This window comes from Streptomyces roseus, assembly GCF_001044425.1.
Classification (GTDB): Bacteria; Actinomycetota; Actinomycetes; order Streptomycetales; family Streptomycetaceae; genus Streptomyces; species Streptomyces roseus.
Genome location: NZ_LFML01000051.1, coordinates 1 through 20,755 on the forward strand (window position 1 = coordinate 1; position 20,755 = coordinate 20,755).

At 72.6% G+C, this 20,755-nt stretch carries 18 protein-coding genes; 10 read left to right on the top strand and 8 right to left on the bottom strand.

All coding sequences use genetic code 11. The features are described from left to right. The 3 genes from ACS04_RS13375 to ACS04_RS13385 all read left to right on the top strand — a co-directional run. A partial coding sequence (locus ACS04_RS13375; RefSeq protein WP_063839259.1) for an amino acid aminotransferase occupies positions 1-1,180 on the top strand: 1,180 nt, incomplete at its 5' end. A gap of 232 nt (positions 1,181-1,412) precedes the next feature. After that, positions 1,413-3,482 (top strand): galactose-binding domain-containing protein, encoded by a 2,070-nt coding sequence (locus tag ACS04_RS13380; protein ID WP_398023622.1) that lies wholly within the window; start codon positions 1,413-1,415, stop codon positions 3,480-3,482. Between the two features lie 108 nt (positions 3,483-3,590). Continuing rightward, positions 3,591-4,235, top strand: a complete 645-nt coding sequence (locus tag ACS04_RS13385; protein ID WP_048476807.1) for a TetR/AcrR family transcriptional regulator — start codon at positions 3,591-3,593, stop codon at positions 4,233-4,235. A gap of 9 nt (positions 4,236-4,244) precedes the next feature. Here the strand turns inward: ACS04_RS13385 and ACS04_RS13390 are convergent, their stop codons facing one another. Beyond that, positions 4,245-5,204 carry a LysR family transcriptional regulator gene (locus ACS04_RS13390; RefSeq protein ID WP_048476808.1) on the bottom strand — a complete coding sequence of 320 codons (960 nt, stop codon included), beginning with the start codon at positions 5,202-5,204 and terminating at the stop codon, positions 4,245-4,247. 161 nt (positions 5,205-5,365) lie between these two features. Here ACS04_RS13390 and ACS04_RS13395 point away from each other — a divergent pair, with 161 nt between their 5' ends. Further along, positions 5,366-8,866 (top strand): M28 family peptidase, encoded by a 3,501-nt coding sequence (locus ACS04_RS13395; RefSeq protein ID WP_107438600.1) that lies wholly within the window; start codon positions 5,366-5,368, stop codon positions 8,864-8,866. Between the two features lie 20 nt (positions 8,867-8,886). Here the strand turns inward: ACS04_RS13395 and ACS04_RS13400 are convergent, their stop codons facing one another. Next, positions 8,887-9,165 (bottom strand): hypothetical protein, encoded by a 279-nt coding sequence (locus tag ACS04_RS13400; RefSeq protein WP_048476809.1) that lies wholly within the window; start codon positions 9,163-9,165, stop codon positions 8,887-8,889. 121 nt (positions 9,166-9,286) lie between these two features. Here ACS04_RS13400 and ACS04_RS13405 point away from each other — a divergent pair, with 121 nt between their 5' ends. Next, positions 9,287-10,567 (top strand): VWA domain-containing protein, encoded by a 1,281-nt coding sequence (locus ACS04_RS13405; RefSeq protein WP_048476810.1) that lies wholly within the window; start codon positions 9,287-9,289, stop codon positions 10,565-10,567. Beyond that, positions 10,567-11,397, top strand: a complete 831-nt coding sequence (locus ACS04_RS13410; RefSeq protein ID WP_048476811.1) for a hypothetical protein — start codon at positions 10,567-10,569, stop codon at positions 11,395-11,397. The genes ACS04_RS13405 and ACS04_RS13410 overlap by 1 nt, the downstream gene beginning before the upstream one ends. 67 nt (positions 11,398-11,464) lie before the next feature. Here ACS04_RS13410 and ACS04_RS13415 read toward each other — a convergent pair whose 3' ends face one another. The 3 genes from ACS04_RS13415 to ACS04_RS13425 are packed head-to-tail and all read right to left on the bottom strand — an operon-like array spanning position 11,465 to position 14,168. Next, a complete protein-coding gene (locus tag ACS04_RS13415) occupies positions 11,465-12,298 on the bottom strand; it encodes a DUF4097 family beta strand repeat-containing protein (RefSeq protein ID WP_048476812.1) in 834 nt (277 codons plus the stop codon). After that, positions 12,295-12,945, bottom strand: coding sequence for a response regulator (locus tag ACS04_RS13420; protein WP_048476813.1), 651 nt, complete (start codon positions 12,943-12,945; stop codon positions 12,295-12,297). The genes ACS04_RS13415 and ACS04_RS13420 overlap by 4 nt, the downstream gene beginning before the upstream one ends. Beyond that, entirely contained in the window at positions 12,933-14,168 is a 1,236-nt protein-coding gene (locus ACS04_RS13425) for a sensor histidine kinase (protein WP_048476814.1), read from the bottom strand. Before ACS04_RS13425 ends, ACS04_RS13420 begins: the two co-directional genes overlap by 13 nt. A 178-nt stretch (positions 14,169-14,346) precedes the next feature. On the opposite strand from ACS04_RS13425, the gene ACS04_RS13430 reads away from it, so the two are divergent. Beyond that, positions 14,347-14,763 (top strand): LPXTG cell wall anchor domain-containing protein, encoded by a 417-nt coding sequence (locus ACS04_RS13430; RefSeq protein ID WP_053080763.1) that lies wholly within the window; start codon positions 14,347-14,349, stop codon positions 14,761-14,763. 28 nt (positions 14,764-14,791) lie between these two features. Here ACS04_RS13430 and ACS04_RS13435 read toward each other — a convergent pair whose 3' ends face one another. Further along, the gene (locus ACS04_RS13435) at positions 14,792-15,451 is read right to left on the bottom strand and encodes a DUF2278 family protein (protein WP_048476815.1); all 660 of its coding nucleotides are present in this window, start codon (positions 15,449-15,451) and stop codon (positions 14,792-14,794) included. Positions 15,452-15,594: 143 nt separating this feature from the next. On the opposite strand from ACS04_RS13435, the gene ACS04_RS13440 reads away from it, so the two are divergent. Beyond that, on the top strand, positions 15,595-16,263 hold the full coding sequence (locus ACS04_RS13440; protein ID WP_048476816.1) for a DUF6445 family protein: 669 nt from the start codon (positions 15,595-15,597) through the stop codon (positions 16,261-16,263). A gap of 23 nt (positions 16,264-16,286) precedes the next feature. Here the strand turns inward: ACS04_RS13440 and ACS04_RS13445 are convergent, their stop codons facing one another. Further along, positions 16,287-17,501: an acyltransferase family protein gene (locus ACS04_RS13445; RefSeq protein WP_048476817.1), complete on the bottom strand. Its 1,215-nt coding sequence runs from the start codon at positions 17,499-17,501 to the stop codon at positions 16,287-16,289. A 170-nt stretch (positions 17,502-17,671) separates the two neighbouring features. Between ACS04_RS13445 and ACS04_RS13450 the strand changes: the two genes are divergently transcribed. Together ACS04_RS13450 and ACS04_RS13455 are read left to right on the top strand one after the other, a co-directional pair. Beyond that, positions 17,672-18,451 carry a molybdopterin-dependent oxidoreductase gene (locus ACS04_RS13450; RefSeq protein WP_063839260.1) on the top strand — a complete coding sequence of 260 codons (780 nt, stop codon included), beginning with the start codon at positions 17,672-17,674 and terminating at the stop codon, positions 18,449-18,451. Further along, positions 18,435-19,100 carry a cytochrome b/b6 domain-containing protein gene (locus ACS04_RS13455; RefSeq protein ID WP_078864736.1) on the top strand — a complete coding sequence of 222 codons (666 nt, stop codon included), beginning with the start codon at positions 18,435-18,437 and terminating at the stop codon, positions 19,098-19,100. Before ACS04_RS13450 ends, ACS04_RS13455 begins: the two co-directional genes overlap by 17 nt. A 48-nt stretch (positions 19,101-19,148) precedes the next feature. On the opposite strand, the gene ACS04_RS13460 is transcribed toward ACS04_RS13455, so the two are convergent. Further along, entirely contained in the window at positions 19,149-20,717 is a 1,569-nt protein-coding gene (locus ACS04_RS13460) for a hypothetical protein (RefSeq protein ID WP_398023616.1), read from the bottom strand. Positions 20,718-20,755 lie beyond the last annotated feature (38 nt).

The following is a 20,755-nucleotide window of genomic DNA, read 5'->3' on the forward strand; positions in this document are numbered from 1 at the left end:
CCTCCCGCCGCCCGTCGACCCGTTGTGGGACCTCACCGAGGCGTACGGCGCCGACGCCCGGCCCGAGCGCCTGAACCTGGTGCTGGGCGTCTACCGGGACCAGACCGGCGGCACCCCGGTCATGGCGGCGGTGCGCGAGGCCGAGATACGGCTGGCGGAGCGCTCCGCCTCCAAGGAGTACCGGGGGCTCTCCGGCAACACGGCCTTCAACCGGGCGATGCTGTCCATGGTCCTGGGCTCCGGCGGCGCCGCCGAGCGGGCCGTCGCCGTCCAGACCGTCGCGGGCAGCGGCGCGCTGCGGCTCCTGGCCGATCTGATCTGCCGGACCCGGCCGGGCACCACGGTGTGGATCAGCGACCCGGCGTACGTCAACCACCGGCCCATCCTGGAGGCCGCCGGGCTGACGGTGCGCACCTACGGCTGGCTGGACGCCGAGGGCCGCTTCGACACGGAGGGCATGCTGCGCGACCTCGGGCGGGCGCGGCGCGACGACGTCGTCCTGCTCCAGGGCTGCTGCCACAACCCGACCGGCGTCGACCCGACCGCGCAGGCCTGGGAGGCGGTGGCCGAACTCGCTTCGGAGCACGGCTGGGTGCCCTTCGTGGACCTCGCGTACCACGGGCTCGGCGACGGCCTGGAGGCCGATCTGGCGGCCACGCGCCTGTTCGCGGAGCGGGTGCCCGAGATGCTCGTCGCCGTCAGCTGCTCGAAGAACTTCGGGCTGTACAGCGACCGGACCGGCTGCGCCGTCGTCCTCGGGGCCTCGCGTCAGTCGCTGCGGCACGTGGAGACGGCGCTGCAGAACGCGGCGCGCACCCTCTACTCGATGCCGCCCGAGCACGGGGCCGCGGTGGTGACGGCGATCCTCGAGGACGACGGGCTGCGGGACCTGTGGCGCGCCGAGCTGGACGGGATGCGGGCCCGGATCGAGGACAACCGGCGCGGGCTGACCGCGGAGCTGACCGCGCTCGGCCGGGGAGAACAGGCCGACGTACTGGCGCGGCAGAAGGGGATGTTCTCGATGCTGCCGCTCACCCCGCGCCAGATGCTGCGGCTGCGCAGCCGCTTCGCCATCTACGGGACGACGGCCGGGCGCATCAACATCGCGGGGATCCCCGCGCACCGGATCCCCTGCCTCGCCCAGGGCGTCGCGGCGGTGCTCGGCGAGGGGACCGGGTAACCGGGCCGGGGCCCTCCCCCGGATCGCGGCCCTCCTCCGGACCGCGCCGCTCCCCCGGACCACCCCGGCCCAGCACCTGACCTTCCATCAGGTCATCCGTCCCGGACCCTTGACTCTGTTACCGCCGGTAGCCATTCTCGTCACACTGCCTGCGCGGGACATGACAATCAGCCGGCTCCCTCAGACGGTCTGCGTCCTCGACCGCGCCATCCGCCGACCGATGACGTGAGTGATGACCATGACCCGAGTCCCGCACCGAAGGCGCAGGCCCCTCGCGCTGCTCGCCCTCCTCCTCGCCATGGTGGCCATGGCCCTCGGCCCCGCGCCCGGCGCGGCCGCCGAGGCCGATGCCGGCTGGTGGAACCCCACCGCGCGGCCCGCGCCCGACTCCCAGATCAACGTCACGGGCGAGCCGTTCAAGGGCACCGACGCCAAGGGACAGGTCCGGGGCTTCGTCGACGCCCACGACCACATCATGTCCAACGAGGGCTTCGGCGGCCGGCTCATCTGCGGCAAGGCCTTCTCCGACCAGGGCGTGGCCGACGCCCTCAAGGACTGCCCCGAGCACTACCCCGACGGCTCCCTCGCGATCTTCGACTTCATCACCAAGGGCGGGGACGGCAAGCACGACCCCAACGGCTGGCCGACGTTCAAGGACTGGCCCGCCCACGACTCCCTGACCCACCAGCAGAACTACTACGCCTGGATCGAGCGCGCCTGGCGCGGCGGCCAGCGCGTCCTCGTCAACGACCTCGTCACCAACGGGGTGATCTGCTCGGTCTACTTCTTCAAGGACCGCGGCTGCGACGAGATGACCGCCATCCGCCTGGAGGCGCAGAAGACGTACGACATGCAGGCGTTCATCGACAAGATGTACGGCGGCCCGGGCAAGGGATGGTTCCGGATCGTCACCGACTCCGCGCAGGCGCGCGACGTCATCCGGCAGGGCAAGCTGGCCGTGGTGCTCGGGGTCGAGACCTCCGAGCCCTTCGGCTGCAAGCAGATCCTGGACGTCTCCCAGTGCAGCAAGGAGGACGTCGACCGCGGCCTCGACGAGCTGTACCGACTCGGCGTGCGCAGCATGTTCCTCTGCCACAAGTTCGACAACGCCCTGTGCGGGGTCCGCTTCGACGAGGGCGCGCTCGGCACGGCGATCAACGTCGGACAGTTCCTGTCCACCGGCACCTTCTGGAAGACCGAGAAGTGCAGCGGCCCGCAGCACGACAACCCGATCGGCCTGGCGCCCGCGCCGGGGGCGCAGAAGGAGCTGCCGGCCGGGGTGGCGGTCCCCTCGTACGCGGCCGACGCGCAGTGCAACTCCCGCGGTCTCACCGACCTCGGCGAGTACGCCGTGCGCGGCATGATGAAACGCAAGATGATGCTCGAGGTCGACCACATGAGCGTCAAGGCGGCCGGCCGGGCCTTCGACATCCTCGAATCCGAGTCCTACCCGGGCGTGATCTCCTCGCACAGCTGGATGGACCTGGGCTGGACCGAGCGCCTCTACAAGCTGGGCGGGTTCGCCGCCCAGTACATGAACGGGGCCGAGGGCTTCAGCGGCGAGGCCGCCCGTACGAAGGCGCTGCGCGAGAAGTACCAGGTCGGCTACGGGTACGGCACCGACATGAACGGGGTCGGCGGCTGGCCGGGTCCGCGCGGCGCCGACACCCCGAACCCGGTGAAGTACCCGTTCCGCAGCGCCGACGGCGGCTCCGTCATCGACCGGCAGACCACGGGGCAGCGCACCTGGGACCTCAACACCGACGGCGCCGCCCACTACGGCCTGGTCCCCGACTGGATCGAGGACATCCGGCTCGTCGGCGGACAGGGCGTGGTGGACGACCTCTTCAAGGGCGCCGAGTCCTACCTGCACACCTGGGGGGCGTCCGAGCAGCACAAGGCGGGCGTCAACCTCGCCGCGGGCGCTCCCGCCTCGGCCAGCTCCGCCGAGTGGAACCCCTTCGTCAGCTACGCGCCCGGCAAGGCCGTCGACGGTGACAAGGGATCCCGCTGGGCGAGCGACTGGAGCGACGACCAGTGGCTGCGGATCGACCTCGGCTCCCCCGCGACCGTCAGGCGCGTCACCCTCGACTGGGAGCGCGCGTACGGGAGGTCGTACCGGATCGAGGTTTCCTCCGACGACGTGAACTGGCAGACCGTCTGGTCCACGACCACCGGTGACGGCGGGCTGGACACGGCGCAGTTCGCCGGGGTGCCCGCCCGCTACGTACGCGTCCACGGCGTGGGCCGCGGCACGCAGTGGGGCTACTCCCTGCACGAGGTCGGCGTCTACGGCAGCTGACGGCCCGCAGCGGCTCCCGCAGGCCGGGGCCGGGAGGATCGGCTCGTCCGATCCCTCCGGTCCCGGCCTCGGCCGTCTGTCCGCCCGTACGAAGGGAACCGATTCCGCATGGCACGGATGCCGTTGGCGCAGCGGCGCAGGCAGCTCACCGAGGCGGCGATCCGCGCGATGGCCCGCGACGGCGTCCCCCGGACGACGACCCGGTCGATCGCCGCCGAGGCGGGCGTCTCGCTGAGCGTCTTCCACTACTGCTTCGACTCGAAGCAGGCGCTGCTCGAAGCGGTCATAGAGACGATCACCGAGCACTATCTGACCGTGGTCAAGGAGGCGATCCGGCCGCGCACCACCCTCCGCGAGACCGTGCGGGCCGGCTTCCAGGCCTACTGGGACCACGTCCGGACCCACCCGGCCGAGCACATGCTCACGTACGAACTCACCCAGTACGCCCTGCGCGAGCCCGGGTTCGAGCACCTGGCGCGGCGCCAGCACGAGCTGTACTGCGCCACCTACGCGGAGCTGCTCGAACAGGTCTGCCTCCGCATGGAGACCGGACTGCGCGTTCCCGTCCCCGTGCTGGCCCGCTATCTGGCGGCCATGACGGACGGCCTGACCCTGAACTTCCTCGTCCTCGGCGACACGGCCGCGGCGGCGGCGATCCTCGACATGGTCTCCGACCACGTGGCCGGTCTCGTCCAGGAAGTGCCGCTGCCGTCCTCCCCCGGCCCGCCGCTCCTGGGGCCCGCGCTCCCCTGAGGCACGTGCTCAGCCGAGGACCGGGTGGGCCTCCGGGTGGGCGTTCCACCATGCGCGGTGGAAGGGGTTGTTGTCGACGTTGGCCAGGTACGCGCCGGCCGCGGCGCGGTAGAGGGAGTCGGCCTGTCCGGCGGAGACCGCCGAGCGGTTCCAGGCGAGCCGGATGCGGCCCGTGATCGGGGTGCCGAGCAGCGGGCGCATCACCGTGCCCTCCACCGCGGGGGCCGTGGGCTGGGTCAGGGAGATGGCGCGGCCCGCCGCCACCAGGTCGTGGCGCATCTTGCGGTCGGTGATCCGGTGACGCAGGGAGGGGGCGAAGCCGGCCTTCGCGCAGGCCTCGACCAGTGCCTCGGGGCCGCCGTCGTCGTCCTCGACCAGGGTCATCCACTGCTCGCCGGCCAGTTCGGCGAGGTCGAGGACCTCCCGTCCCGCCAGTGGGTGCCGCGTGGACATGCGGATGCAGAAGGGCTCCTTGGGCACCAGGGTCCGGGCCAGGGCCCCCTGGGGCAGCGCGACCTCGTGGTCGTTGACCTCGCCGTAGACGATGACGTCGTACTGTCCGGCGCCGAGCATCCGTACGAGCGCGGTCACGGAGTGCTCCACGTCCACGGTCATCTCCCGCCCGGACAGGACGAGGTCCGTCCGTGCCAGCAGACCGTCGATGAGGACGAGCAGGATGCAGCCGAGCCGCAGGGGCGTGTCGGTCGCCATCGCGCGGCTCTCGGCGCCCAGGCTCTCCATCTCGGTCAGCACGCGGCGCGCCTTGGCGAGCACGAACTGGCCCAGCGGGGTGGGCTCGACGCCGCTGCGACCGCGGACGAAGAGCTCACCGCCCGTGACCCGCTCGATCCTGCGCAGCTGGGCCGAGAGCGCGGGCTGGGAAACTCCCAGCCGCCGGGCCGCACCCCCCAGACTGCCGGACTCCGCTATCTGGCACACGGCTTGCAGATGCCTCAACTCCAGCTGCATTCCGGCAGCTTACGCAGCGTGACCCCACGGCACCATAACGCGGACCTTATGGGCGCAGGGATGTCCCAATCTCGCCATGTCCACGCCCATACTCGGCGCCAACACCCACCCGCAATCCCCCCACACACGATCGGAGTGGACTCTTGCAGCCCACCAGATGGATGGCCTCCGTGGCGGCCCTGGCGCTGACGGCCGGCCTCGCCGGCACGCTGGCCACCGCCGCGTCCGCCACGGCACAGGCCCAGCCCCCCGCGCCCTCCCCTCGGGCCACGCCCGCCGAGCGCGCGGTCGCGGCCGCCGACGCGGCGGTCCGCAGCGGCCTCGACACCCTGGTCAACTCGGCCCAGCAGCAGTACGACCGGCGCCTGGTCACCCCGTGGGTGCAGGACCTGTACTCCGTCTCCTACGAGCGCAGCTACCGCGGTCTGCCGGTCGTCGGCGGGGACGCGGTCGTCCTCGCCGACGGCGAAGGCCGCGTACGGGCCGTCCAGTCGGCCTCCGCCACGGCGATCGACGTGGCCACCACCCCCTCCGTCGGCGCGAAAGCGGCCGAGGCCACCTCGCGCGCGGAGCTGGCCAAGGTCGACAAGGTGCTCGACAGCCGGCTCGTGGTCAAGATCAAGGACGACAGGCAGGTGCTCGCCTGGGAGACCGTCCTCTCCGGCAGCACCAGGACGGCGCCCAGCAAACTGCACGTCTTCGTGGACGCCCGCACCGGCAAGGTCGTCGACCGCCACGACGAGGTCGTGGCGGGCAGCGGCACCAGCAAGTGGAACGGCCCGAACCCGCTCACCATCGACACCACCGCCTCGGGCGGCTCCTACTCGCTGCGCGACCCGAACCGGCCCGGCCTGAGCTGCGCCGACTACGGCACCGGAAGCGTGTTCACGAAGTCCTCGGACTCCTGGGGCACGGGCAACGCGACGTCCAAGGAAACCGGCTGCACGGACCTGATGTTCGCCGCTCAGAAGCAGTGGGACATGCTGGGCCAGTGGCTGGGCCGCAACGGCGTCAGCGGCAACGGCCGCAGCTTCCCCGGCAAGGTGGGCCTGGGCGACCTGAACGCCTACTGGGACGGCAGCTCGGTCACCATCGGGCACAACAACGCCAACGAGTGGATCGCCGGGATCGACGTGGTGGGCCACGAGTACGGGCACGCCATCGACTCCAACACCCCCGGCGGCACCAGCGGCCAGGAGGCCGGGCTCGGCGAGGGCACCGGCGACATCTTCGGCGCGCTGACCGAGGTCTACGCCAACGAGCCGGCCCCGTACGACACCCCCGACTACACCGTCGGCGAGATGATCAACCTGACGGGCAACGGTCCGATCCGGAACATGTACAACCCGTCGGCCGTCAACAACGACCCGAACTGCTACAGCTCCGCGATACCCGGCACCGAGGTGCACGCGGCCGCGGGTCCCCTGAACCACTGGTTCTACCTGCTGGCCGAGGGCAGCAACCCGGGCGGCGGCAAGCCCGCCAGCCCCACCTGCAACCAGTCCACGGTCACCGGCGTGGGCGTGCAGACCGCCGGCAAGATCTTCTACGGCGGCATGCTGCTGAAGACCAGCAGCATGTCCTACAAGAAGTACCGGACGGCCACCCTCAGCGCCGCCAAGTCCCTCGACCCGGCCACCTGCAACCTCTTCACCAAGACCAAGGCCGCCTGGGACGCGATCAGCGTGCCCGCCCAGTCCGGCGACCCGACCTGCACCCCGAGCGGGCAGAACGACGACTTCTCGATGGCGCTGAACCCCGCCTCGGGCACCGTCCAGCAGGGCGCCTCGGTCACCACCACCGTGACCACCGGCACCACCTCCGGCCAGGCCCAGCAGGTGACCCTCACGGCCACCGGCCTGCCGTCCGGGGTGAGCGCCTCCTTCAACCCGGCCACCGTGCAGTCCGGCCAGTCCTCGACGCTGACCCTGTCCGCCACGGCCAACGCTGCGCCCGGGGCCTCCACGATCACGGTCAAGGGCCAGGGACCGGGCGTCGCGCACACCGTCGACTACGCGCTGAACGTCGGCGGCACCCAGCCCGGGAACGACCCGCCGAACATCAACGTCGCCAACGTGCAGGCGCACCTGGCCCAGCTGAACACGATCGCCTCGCAGAACGGCGGCAACCGCCGTGCGGGCAGCGCCGGTCACACCCAGTCCGTGGCGTACATCAAGGGCAAGCTGCAGGCGGCCGGCTTCACCGTCACCGAGCAGAGCTGCACCTCCTGCACCTACCCGTCCAACAACCTGATCGCGGACTGGCCCGGCGGCCCGGCCGACCAGACGGTCATGTTCGGCGCCCACCTCGACAGCGTCTCGGCGGGACCGGGCATCAACGACAACGGCTCGGGCTCCGCGACCCTGCTGGAGAACGCGCTCGTCCTCGCGCAGAAGAACCCCACCCTGACCAAGCACGTGCGCTTCGCCTGGTGGACCGACGAGGAGCAGGGCCTGAACGGCTCGGCGTTCTACGTGAGCCGGCTCAGCAGCGCCGAGAAGGCCGCGATCAAGGGCTACTACAACTTCGACATGGTCGGCTCGCCCAACGGCGGCTACTTCATCAACAACCTCAACTCGGCCACGGCCGCGCCGCTGAAGGCGTACTGGGCCTCGCTGAACCTCGCCCCCGAGGAGAACACCGAGGGCCAGGGCCGCAGTGACGACTACTCGTTCCAGCAGGGCGGCATCCCGACGTCCGGCTACGCGGCCGGCGCCAGCGCCCGCAAGACCTCGGCGCAGGCCACCAAGTGGGGCGGGACCGCGAACGCGGCGTACGACTCCTGCTACCACAGCTCCTGCGACACGGCGAACAACATCAACGCGACGGTGCTGGACCGCAGCGCCGACGGCGTCGCCTACGCGATCTGGAAGCAGGCCGTGGGCGGCGACACCCCGGCGCAGGACTTCTCCATCGCCACCTCCCCGACCGCCGGCTCCGCCACCCCGGGCACCAGCGTCACCTCCGCGGTGAACACCACCACCGTGAGCGGCAGCCCGCAGACGCTCGCCCTGTCGGTGTCCGGCGCCCCGTCCGGGGTGACCGCGACGCTCAGCCCCGCCTCCGTGCAATCCGGTGGTTCCTCGACGCTCACCGTGCAGGTCGGCGCGGCCACCGCGGCCGGCACCTACACCCTGACCGTCACCGGCACCGGCACGGTCGCCCACAGCACCACCTACACCCTCACAGTCGGCGGCGGCGGGGGCACCTGCACCCCGAAGCAGGTCGTGGTCAACGGCGGCTTCGAGAACGGCAGCAGCCCGTGGACCGCCACCACCGGGGTCGTCACCAACCAGTCCGGCCAGATCTCGCACAGCGGCGCGTACATGGCGTGGCTGAACGGGTACGGCGCCTCCCACACCGACAGCGCCTCGCAGTCTCTGTCGCTCCCGGCCGGCTGCGCCACGGCCAGGCTCGCCTTCTACCTCCACATCGACACCGACGAGAACGAGAGCGTGGTCTACGACCGGTTCACCGTCTCGGTCGGCGGCCAGACCCTGGAGACCCTGTCCAACCTGGACGCGGCCCCGGGCTACGTGCTCAAGAGCTACGACGTGTCCCGGTTCGCCGGCCAGACCGTCACCCTGCAGTTCCAGGGCGTGGAGGACCAGTCCCTCCAGACCTCCTTCGTCGTGGACGACGTCACCCTCCAGGCGAGCTGACCCCGCCCGGTGTCCCCGCGTCAGTAACGGCGCGGGGACATCACCTGCGGCACGGCGTCCGGGGCCTCCAGGAGGCAGCGCGGGACGCCGGGGCCGGGGGTCGCCCGTACGGACACGGCCGTCGGCGGATCGGTCGGGAGTTCCACCTGCACGGTGACGGGCCGGTCGTGGTGCGTGGTGCCGTGGCCCGTCTCCTTGCCGTCGACCAGGATCTCCACCTCGACGCGGCGGCCGGTCTCGACGGTCGCGCTGACGGAGTGCCCCGCGTGATCGATGTGGAAGTGATGGCGTCGTCTCATGGGATCGCCTCCGTCGGGGCACTCCTGACCATCCCCCCGTCCCCAGCGTAGCCGCGCCCGCCGGGGGCGGCAGGTCGGGAGCGTTTTGGTCCCGGGGGCGGATCCTCAATACGATCCGGCGATGATCACAAGAAAATGGGTGGCGGCCGGGGCCTGCGGCCTGTTGGCCACTTTGGCGGTCGGGCTCTTCCCGGCGAATGCCGCCGCCGGCGAACCGGTGGCGAAGGAGTCCCCCAAGGTCGAGCTGGTCCTCGACGTCAGCGGCTCGATGCGGGCGACCGACATCGACGGCAAGTCGCGGATGGCCGCGGCGAAGCAGGCGTTCAACGAGGTGCTGGACGCCACGCCGGACGAGGTGCGGCTCGGGATACGGACCCTCGGGGCCACCTATCCCGGTGACGACCGGCAGCTCGGCTGCAAGGACACCAAGCAGCTCTACCCGGTCGGCAAGCTGGACCGGACCGAGGCGAAGACGGCGGTGGCCACCCTGGCCCCCACCGGCTGGACGCCGATCGGGCCGGCCCTGCTGGGCGCGGCCGACGACCTCAAGGGCGGCGACGCCACCCGGCGGATCGTGCTCATCACCGACGGCGAGGACACCTGCGCCCCGCTCGACCCCTGCGAGGTGGCCCGTGACATCGCGGCGCAGGGCATCCACCTCGTCATCGACACGCTCGGGCTCGTCCCCGACGCCAAGACGCGCAACCAGCTGATCTGCATCGCCGAGGCCACCGGCGGCACCTACACCTCGGTGCAGCACACCGCCGAACTCTCGGGCCGGGTCAAGCAGTTGGTGGACCGGGCGGCGACCCCGGTCGTCACCCCGGTGGCGACCGAGGGCGCCAAGCAGTGCGCCGGAGCCCCGCAGCTCGGCGCGGGCCTCTACACGGACCGCGAGGCCTTCGGCGAGCACCGCTGGTACCGGGTCGACGTCAAGCCCGGCCAGGAGCTGCGCGCTTCGGTCAGCGTCGCGGCCGACCGGGCCGTCAACAACGACTACGGGGTCATGCTGCGGGCGACGACCGTCCACGGCCGGGAAATCGTCCGGGGCTCGGAGGCGGGCGACGGGCGCACCGACATGATCTCGACCGGTCTGCGCTATCCGAAGGCCGAAGCCGACGGCTCCGACAAGGACGGCGACGCGAAGGCGGCGGTGGAGACCGTCTGCCTCCAGGTCAGCAACTCCTTCTCGGCTCCCGCCTCGGTGAAGACCACGCCGGGCCTGCCCGTCGAGCTCACCATCGACGTGGTGGACGGACCCGACGACGCCTCGGACGCGGCCTCGTTCGGTCTCGGCCGCGGCTGGTGGCTGATCGGCGTGCTGGTCCTCGCCGGTCTCGTCGCCGGTGTCCTGTGGGGCTGGATCTCCCGCTGGCGTATCTCGGTCTGGAGGACCAACTGATGCGTACCGTACGCATACTGACCGCCGCCGCCCTCGCCGCCGCGGGGCTGCTCGGCACGGCGGGCGCAGCCCTGGCGGACACTCCGTCGGCGGGCGCGAGTACGAGCGCGAGCCCCGGCGGCAAGGACTCCGGGCCGACCGAGGCGGGCACGGGCTTCCGGACCGCCACGGCGATCCAGCCGGGCCGGCGGGCCACGGCCGATGCCTCCACGGGCGACTACCTGTACTGGGTGCTCCCGCTGGACTCGGGGCAGCGGGCCACGGTCAAGGCCACGGTGAAGCTGCCGCCGGCGGCGAACCGGCACGGCGCCTCGGCCTGGCAGCTGGACGTCTACGACGGACTGCGCCGCCGCCAGGCCTGTACGTACGGCACGCAGCAGGCAGCGGCGGCCAAGGAGGCCGCCTCGGTCGAGCTCTCCTGCACGCTGCGCACCGTGCGCCCGGGTGCGGAGCCGTGGGCCAACGACCCGCTGCCCGGCAGCTACTACGTCCGCCTGACGGTGGTCGGCGTGGCGCAGGAGGACCTCGGTCTTCCCGTACGGGCCGAGGTCGAGGCCTCCACCCGGGACACGGGAGGCGCCTTCGCGGTGGACGGCGCCCTCGCGAAGCCGCTCGTACCCGGCATCGGCAAGACCGCCCAGGCGGGGCCCGGGACTCCGGCGCAGCAGGCGGCGGCGGGCGAGCCGGCCGACGGCTGGTCCGGAGGCCGGTGGTCCGACCGCTGGATCTGGACGGCGGCGGGCGGGATCCTCGGGGCCCTGGCGGGCATCTTCGGCTACTCCCTCACCCGCGGCCGGGGCCGCCCCTCCGGGGTCCCGCCCCGCGGCTGACCGCGGCCGGCCGCACCGGCGGCCACGGCATCGCGCCGTGGCCGCCGGCGGGGCGCTGTCGCACCCCTCAGTAGCCCGCCTCCGCACGGCCCGTGTCCGCCGAGATGTCCAGGCGGCCCGGAGCGGAGGGGTCGTCCATCCCCGGCGCGACGTCCAGGCGTCCCGACCCGGTACGGGCCGTGACCCGGAACCGGGTGGCCCCGGGCACGGTGAGCCGGAGCGCCCCGGCGCCCGCCCGGGCGGTGACCCGCTGCGGCGGCGCGGCGAAGCCGACGGTGGCCGACCCGGCCCCGGCGCGGATCTCCGCCTGCGGCGAGCTGAGCCCCGAGGCTTCGAGCGAGCCCGAGCCGATGGCCGCCCGCAGCGGCCCGCGCAGCGCGCTCAGCCGCAGCGTCCCGGCACCCACCTCGGCGTCGACGGCGCCGCCGAGCCCGCTGATCACCACCGTCCCGGAGCCCGCCGTCACCTTCACGGGGATCCCGGCGGGCACGGTGACGCCCAGGTCGACCGAGCAGCCGATCCCGGACGCCACGAACTCCGCGACCGCCGGGCAGCGCGGGGTCAGCTTCAAGGTGTCGCCGAGCCAGCTCTCCTCGATCTTCGGAGCCCCCGTCGACCAGCGCACCCGGGCCTCGTAGGCCACCCGGCCGTCGGGGCGGGGGGTGACGCGCACCTCGGCGCCGCCGGCGTCGATCTCCACGGCGGTCACCGGCCGTTCGCCGCTGCCGCCGCTCAGCGTCCCGCTCTCGGTGGAGGCGTACGACCAGACCTGCCAGGCGGCGGTGGCGACGACGAGCACGCCGCTCAGGGCGGCGACCGCGATCCAGGTCGTACGCCGGGGGCGCCGGGCGCCGCCCGCGCTCCCGCTGCCGCCCCCGCTCCCGCCGCCTCCGCCACTCACGAGCTGCCGTCCAGGAAGCGCAGGACGGCGAGCACCCGGCGGTGGTCGGCGTCGGCCGGCGGCAGGTCCAGCTTGGCGAGGATGTTGTTGATGTGCTTGGCGACGGCGCTCTCACCGACGACGAGTTGCGCCGCGATCCCCGCGTTCGAACGGCCCTCGGCCATCAGCGCGAGCACCTCCCGCTCGCGCGGTGTGAGGCGCTCCAGCGGGTCGGCGCCGCCCCGGCGCAGCAGCAGCTGCGCGACGACCTGCGGGTCGAGGGCGGTTCCGCCGGCGGCGACCCGCCGGACGGCGTCGATGAACTCCTCGACGTCGGCGACCCGCTGCTTGAGCAGGTACCCGATGCCCCCGGCCCGAGCGGTCAGCAGATCGGCGGCGTACCGCTCCTCCACGTACTGCGAGAGCAGCAAGACCGAGGTGGCGGGCCACTGCCTGCGGATCATCAGGGCGGCCCGCACGCCCTCGTCGGTGAATCCGGGCGGCATGCGGACGTCGACCAGGGCGAGGTCGGGTTCGTGCTCGGCGACGGCGGCGAGGAGGGCTTCGGCGTCCCCGGTCTCCGCCATCACCTCGAATCCGGCCATTTCGAGGACCTTGACCAGCCCTATTCGCAGCAGCACCGAGTCCTCGGCGATCACAGCCCGCACGGCAGCTCCACAGTCACGACGGTCGGGCCCCCGAGGGGGCTGTTGATCAGGATGGTTCCGTCGACCGACCCTACGCGTTTGCGCAGGCCCACCAGTCCCGTGCCGCGGGCCGCGTCCGCGCCGCCCACCCCGTCGTCGGTGACGGTGATGCGCAGCAGGTCGCCGGCGCGCCGGACCTCCACCCGGCAGCGGCCGGCCCGGGCGTGCTTGGCGACGTTGGCGAGGGCCTCGGAGACGACGAAATAGGCGACGGCCTCGACGGTGGGGCCGGGACGCCGGGCCAGTTCCACGGTCAGTTCGACGGGCAGGGGCGCCCGGGCCGCGATCCCCGAGAGCGCCGCGTCGAGCCCGCGGTCCTCCAGGACCGCCGGATGCAGGCCGCGCACGAGGTTGCCGAGCTCCTCGATGGCCTCCTTGGCCTCGCGGTGGGCCTCGTCGATCACGGCCTTGGCCTCGGGCGGCAGGTCGGTGAGCGTGGCGCGGGCGATGCCGAGGTTCATGGCGAGGGCCACCAGCCGCTGCTGGGCGCCGTCGTGCAAGTCGCGTTCGATCCGGCGGCGTTCGAGGTCGGCGGCGTCCAGGACGCCGGCCCGGCTCTCGGCCAGGTCCTCGACGCGGCGTTCCAACTCCTTGGACCGGTTGGGTCCGAGGAGCGCTGCCGCGGCGAGGGAGTCGAGCCGGGCCAGGGCCGCGGCGAGCCAGGGCGTGGCGAGCAGGAGCAGGGCGCCGAGCGCGGTGACGGCGTCGTAGCTCCTCGTCCAGCCGGGGCCGCCGTGCTCGAGGGGCAGTAGCCACGACCAGCCGTAGACGGCGGCCGCGGCGAACCCGCACGCCCAGGCCAGGACGATCGCCGCCCCGCCGATCGCGGCGAGCGGGCTGACCAGCAGGTGGTAGCCGTACTGCCGCCAGGTCGACTCCGAGCGCAGCCGTGCGAGCAACGCCCGCGGGCGCAGCGGCCGGTCCCCGTGCGCGACGGCCGGGATCTCCCGCTCCAGCAGCTCGCGGAAGCGGCTGCGCTGGAGCCGGGTGAGGAGCGGGGTCAGGAACAGCGCCACGAGCAGGACGAGCGGGGCGGCCTTGAAGAACACGAGTGCGGCCGCGGCCGGCAGGGCCATCGGGATCGCGGCGGCCGTGAACGCGGTGGTGCGCCAGGCCCAGGCCGACCACGGCGCATGAGCGGCGCTCCAGCGCGTGGTACGCCGCAGCGCTCCGGAAATTCCCATGGCCGTACGGTAATCGCACTGGTCAGGGCCGCTCCATCATCCTGGTGCCCGGCCGGGGGTGTAGCCAGTGCCACCCCCGGTTCGGACGGTGCCGCCAGTGATTGCGCTCCCCCGGGCGACCAGAGTGATCTTCGTACCCGGAGGACGGACCGCCGGGGCCGGAAGGAGCTCCTCCGCCATGACCCTCGTCGCCCCGCGCTTCGGTACCCGCCGCACCACCCGGCCCCGCCTCGCCACGCTGCTCACCGGCGCCGGGGTGGCGCTGCTCCCGTGGATGGTGGTGCTGGCGAAGACGCTGCCGCAGACCGCGGAGGTCTCCAACTGGTCGACGGCCTGGGTCGGGCTGGACGCCGTGCTGGCCGTGGGGCTGAGCGGTACGGGCCTGCTGCTGGGGCGCCACGATCCGCGGGCCGCGCCCCTGGCCGCGGCGACGGCCGCGCTGCTGCTGATGGACGCCTGGTTCGACGTGATCACCGCTGCTCCGGGCAGCGCCCGGGCGGCGGCGCTGGCCCTGGCGCTCTGCGCGGAACTGCCCCTGGCGGCGGCCTGCGCGGCGGTGGCGGCTCGCCCTGCCGGGCCGCCGACGGCACGGTGACGATGCTCCCCGGGACGCCCGCCGCGGGTCAGAGCGGGTGGCCGTCGTCGTCGGTCGGTTCCTTCTGGCTGGAGAACCGGGAGACGAACACGTCGAAGAGGCCGTCCGGGCGGCGGGTCAGCGTGGCCCCGTCCTGCCAGATGCCGTTGTCCGGCCACCACTGGCTGCCGTACGGATCACCCTGGTTCTGGTGGACGTTGTGCATGCCGAGCCCCTCGTCGAAGGGTTCGCCGAAGACCAGGACCGGCCGGCCCGTGACGAGGATCGGCTCCAGCGCCGCCGAGGCCTCCAGGTACGAGCCCGAGACCCAGGGGCGGGGCGGATTCAGCCGGTCCAGGATCCGCTGGAACCAGCGCGGCGGATGACCGCCGAGGAGACAGCCTGGGCGGTCCGCGAGCGCCGGGTGCCGCAGGTAGTCGAGCGCGCCGGATCCGGAGGTCCGGGCGAGGTCGTGGTAGCCGGGCGCGGGCGAGGCGACGGGGTCGAGCACCGAGGCGTGCAGGGTGAAGACCTTCCACTGCACCCCGATCGCGGAGTGCTTGCTGTCCACGTCGACGGCGCACTCGTAGCGTCCGGCGGGCGCGTCGACCTCCAGGTGGACGTGGAACCAGCGGCCCTGGTCATCGGGGCGGTCGCGGAAGTGGCGGTGCAGGGTTCCGGACAGCACTCCGTAGTTTTCGAGCGGCATCCCGCCAGTGAACCACCCGGGCCGCCCGGCGGTGGGCGCCCGGGGGCGTGTCCCGGCGATCCCCCTGCCATGGTCAACACTTGACGCAACGTTGACTGCTTCCGGAGCGAGCCCGGCCGGGCCCGGTGGCTACCGTCCCTGCCATGCCCCTACCTCCTCCCCTCCCGGTCCTCCCGTACCGCAAGCCGACCCGCGGGCGCGACTACTGGGTACTGGACGACGTACTGCCGGATCCGGACGCCGTGCGCGAGCGCTGCCTGGCCAAGGACGACTGGACCGAGGGCTACCCCCACAAGCCCGAGAGCTGGCCGGGGCTGCGCGCGATGCCGGGCCTGGAGCCCGCTGAACTGGCCCTGGTGGAGCGGCTGGTGCGCAAGTCGACCGGCGCGCCGAAGATCTGGGCCGAACGGCCCGGGGGCGGCGGGACCTTCAACCACAACTGCGTCCAGGTCGTCGGCGAGGGCGAGTCCGAGCCCCGCCCGCACACCGACTCACGGAGCCTGTGCCGCTACGCCGCCGTGCTCTACCTCAACCCGAAGGTCCCGAAGGACTGCGGGACAAGCTTCTACCGGCAGAGCCTTCCCGGTGGGGCCCTGGGCGGCAACCAGGTGATCGCGCCGCACAACAACCTGGTCGACGCGCTGGGCACCCGTTTCGTGGCCCCGGACTCCTTCACCGAGGACGTACGGGTCCCCCACCGCGCCAACCGCCTGCTGCTCTACTCCGCGAACCTGATCCACAGCGCCACCGGCTACTGGGGGCAGACCCTGGAGGAGAAGCGGATGACGGCCGTCTTCTTCTGGAAGGCGTAGTCCCGAGCACCGGGGCGGGCGGTTCAGCGCCCGCTCGTACGGACCCGCTCCGCCTCGGGCGCCGGCGCCTGGGCCGGCACCCCGGGGACGGCGGGGAGCGCGGCGGGGACCGCGGGGACCGCCGGCGGGCGCGCGGACATCCGGCGGATGTCGTGCACGGCGCGCCGCAGGGCGGTGCGCAGCCGGCGGCCCAGGGGACGCTCGATCAGCCGGTGCACGAGCCAGGCGAGCATCACCATGAACGCGGTCACGCCGAGGACGAGGGGGACGGGCCGCACTTGGTGGCGGAAGTGGTGGATGAACGTCAGCCCGGCCATCATGTGGATCAGGTAGAGCGGGTAGGTGAGCGCTCCGGCGTGGCCCAGCCAGCGCCACCGGACGCGGTCGAAGGCCCCGAGGGCGATCCCCGCCATGACGAGGAACCCGCAGGCTATGACGGCGTGCGCGGGCCAGACCGGCGTGTGCGCGGCGAGGCCGCGCCCCAGGTTGCTGATCATGCGCCCCTGGACGTGGCCCTGCGCGAGGACGAACTGGAGGCCGGCGATGCCCCACAGGACGGCATTGGGGCCGAAGCGGCGCATGAGGTGGAAGGCGATCCCCGCGATGAAGTACGGCGAGAAGGTCGGGATCGCGAAGAAGGACAGCACTCCGCTGTCCGCGGTGGGCGCCACCACCCCGGCCACGGTCCAGACCGTGCAGAAGACCACGCAGTTGCGGTAGGTGAGGCCGCGCACGACGACCAGCGCGAACAGGGCGTAGAACTTCAGCTCGACGAAGAGGGTCCAGTACGCGTCGTCGATGTGGGGCACCTTCATGCCGCCCTGGAGCATCGAGAGGTTCACCACGACGTCGCTGAACGCCTTGACCCCGCGTACCTCCGGCCAGGTGAACAGGATCCCGGCCGTGAACAGGACCGCCGCCCAATAGGCGGGGAAGAGGCGGGAGATGCGGGAGGCGGCGAACTCGCCCACACCTCGGTCCCAGGCGCTCATGCAGATGACGAACCCGCTGACGACGAAGAAGATCTCGACGCCCAGCCAGCCGTAGGCCGCCCAGGCGCTCGCGACGGGGAAGACGGAGGTGGCCGGTTCTCCCCAGCCGCTGTCGAGGGCCAGGTAGTGGTAGCACAGGACGCCCAGCGCGGCGAGGATCCGGACGCCGTCCAGGGCGGCCAGGCGGGCGTCGCCGCCCGGCACGCCCCCCTGCCCGGGGTGTCCGGTGGCTCTCGACGCGCTCATACCGTGGCTGCCGCTTCCCTGGATGATGGTCCGATGAACAGATTTGATCAACCGGCACCCTACCGGGCACCTCCGGCAGCCACCCGTGTCCGCCCGGCAAGGTGTGACGGAAGTCTGACGGAGGGCCGCCGGGCCTGGTGCGGGGGCGGCGGCGGTGGTCGAATCGGGATGTGAGCCCAGCACCCGATGCCGTACCCGCGCCGCCGCCACCGGACCCCGGCCCCGATCCCGATCCCGATCCCGACGGCCGGGGCGCGCCGGTCGGGCGCCGCCTGGTCCTCGGCATGGTCGGGCTCGGCGCCGCCGGACTGGTCGCAGCCCCCTACCTCCAGAGCGGTTTCGAAGCCGTCCTCGGCGCCGCCTCCACCAAGGACCCCACCGGTCTCACCGGCCTGCTGCCGAACGGCGGCGGGTTCCGCTACTACTCGGTGGCCTCCTCCGTCCCCGAGCGCGGCCCCGAGGACTACCGGCTCACCGTCGACGGCCTGGTCGAGCGCCCCGCGACGTACACCCTCGACGCGCTCCGGGCCCTTCCGCAGACCCGGGTCGTACGGGACGTCCAGTGCGTCACCGGCTGGCGGGTACCGGGCACGCCCTTCGAGGGGGTCCCGCTGACGCGGCTGCTCGATGCCGCCGGTGTGCGTCCCGAGGCGCGGGCCATCCGGTTCACCTGCTTCGACGGCACGTACACCGAGTCCCTGACCCTTCCGCAGGCCCGGCGGGACGACGTCATGGTGGCGCTGCGCATGCAGGACAAGCCGCTCGGCCACTCACACGGCGGGCCGGTCCGCCTGTACGTCGCCCCGATGTACTTCTACAAGTCCGCGAAGTGGCTCTCCGGCATCACCCTCACCCGTGACGTGGAGCCCGGTTACTGGGAAAACCTCGGGTACGACGTCGACGCCTGGGTCGGCCGTTCGAACGGACGCGACGATGCCCCGACCGTCTGATCCGGTGCCGCGGCACACCGAGCACACCGAGCACGCGGGGCCCGGCGGGCCTGCCGGGAGGATCCGCCGGTTCAGCCGCGGCGAGCGGTGGATCCACCGGTCCACGGCCGCGCTGATGGGCTTGTGCGTCGCCACCGCCGCCTGTCTGTACCTGCCCGCTCTCGCGGAACTCGTCGGCCGCCGCCACCTCGTCGTCACCGTCCACGTCTGGTCCGGCCTGCTGCTCGTCGTGCCGTTCCTGCTGGGGCTCGCCTCGCGGGCGTTCCGCGCCGATCTGCGGCGCCTGGGCCGGTTCGGGCCGCACGACCGGGTCTGGCTGCGGGCCGCCCTGCGGCGCGACCGGGTGACCCGGCGGCCCGCCGGGAAGTTCAACGCGGGGCAGAAGGTGTACGCGGGCTGGCTGGCCGGGGCGGTGCTGGTGATGGCGGGCACCGGCATGCTGATGTGGTGGACCGGACTGGTCCCGCTGGTCCAGCGCACGGCGGCCACCTTCGTCCACGACTGGCTGGCCCTCACCGTCGCCGTCGTGCTCGCCGCGCACATCGGCAAGGCCCTGGGCGACCCCGAGGCGCGCCGGGGACTGCGGACCGGCTCCGTCGGCCGCGCCTGGGCCGAGCGCGAACACCCGCTGTGGCGCCCCGGGGAGTGACGGGCCGGTCGCCGCGGATGCCGCCGCGGCCGGCCCGGCCGGTCTCCGTCAGCCGCCGTCGCGCACGGCGACGATGCCGTTGAAGACACCGACGTACGCGGTGCCGTCGGGTCCGAGCGTGATCGGCGCCCAGTTGTTGTCGTACAGCGGCCCGGTGCCGGTCAGTTGCCGCCAGCGGCGCTCGCCGGTGCGGAAGTCCACTGCCGTCAGGTACCAGGCGTCGATCCCCCAGGCGTTGGGCTCCTTCTCGTAGAAGTAGAGCAGCCCGTTCGCGGTGGACAGTTTCGGGACCACGGAGGGGGAGCGGACCGCGCTCTGCCACACCGTGTCGCAGCCGCTGCCGTCGGCGCGGACGTCGATCCGGCTGGCCCCGCCGACGACCGACTTGCCGAGCAGCAGGCTGGTGAGGTTCTCGTAGCCGTAGTTGTTCTCGACGACGATGCTGTTGCCCCAGGTGATCAGGGAGTTGTCGGTGGTGGACGCGCCGCTGCCGAAGACCGGGACCTTGCAGACCAGCCGCCGGTCGTCCGGTACGTCCGTCCCCCGCCGGTAGACCAGGACGTTCATCCGGTCGTCGGCGTTGTCGGTGATGGCGACGTAGCCGTCTCCGAAGAGGTCCGGGGTGGTGCCCGAACCCTGGTTCACGGATCCGGGTTTGGTTCCCGTACCGCGGTCGTACGTCTGGCGCCACTGCACCTCGGGGGTGCCGTCGGCGGCGGCGCGGAAGCTGTAGAGGGCGTGGTCGGTGACGATCGACACCCCGTCCTCGGCGACCGAGAAGGAGTTCTGGATCTCCTCGCCCGGCAGGCGGACCGAGCGGATCTGCGCGGTCCCCGGATCCACGGTGCCCACGCGGCCCTGGCGCGTGACCCACCAGATGCGGCCGTTCCAGTCGGGCATCACGGAGGTGACGGGGTCACAGGTACCGCTGGGGCGCAGGTTGGTCCAGGTGACGCAGTCGTGCGGGACCTGGCCGGTGAGGTCCCAGTCGTCGTCGACGTCGAACGTCCAGCTGCCGTCCGGCTGCCGGGAGTGCGAGAGGCGCAGGATGTGCTGGCGGGAGTCGGCCAGCACGGCCCGGTCCTGGTCGTCGAGGTAGAAGTAGGCGCCGCCCGAGGTGTCCTTGAAGATCTTGGAGAAGTCGAGCGTGGTGATCGCCTCGACCGTCGAGGAGCGCTGCGCGAGTTGGTGTTCCGCGAGCGTGGCCAGCGTACGGGGATCGAGGAGCTTGACCTTGAAGCCCGTGAAGGTGCCGCACACCGTGACCAGTCGGCCGCCCGCGTCGAAGGTGGCGGTGGCGCATTCGCCGCCGAGGGCCGCGATCTTCTCGCTGCTGACCTGCGGGCTCTTGCCGAGTGGCCCGGACCAGGGGGAGGTGGCGCTGCCCCCGGCGTCGGAGTGCATTCCGCTGCGGCCGTTGGGCGCGAGGAAGGGGTGCTGGGGCGGGGCCTCGCCGGGCAGCGGGGCGGCGGCCGCTGGGGCGCCCTCGTAGTGGCTGACCAGGCGGTGGCCGGGTGCCTGGGGTATCTCCGCGGCCTGTGCCGGGGAGGTCCCGTACATCGCGGTGCACACGATGAGGGCGGGGACCGCGGCGCAGTTCAGCGCTCTTCGGAACATCCGGACTTCCTCCGTTCTCTTCAGTTTTATTGACAGTG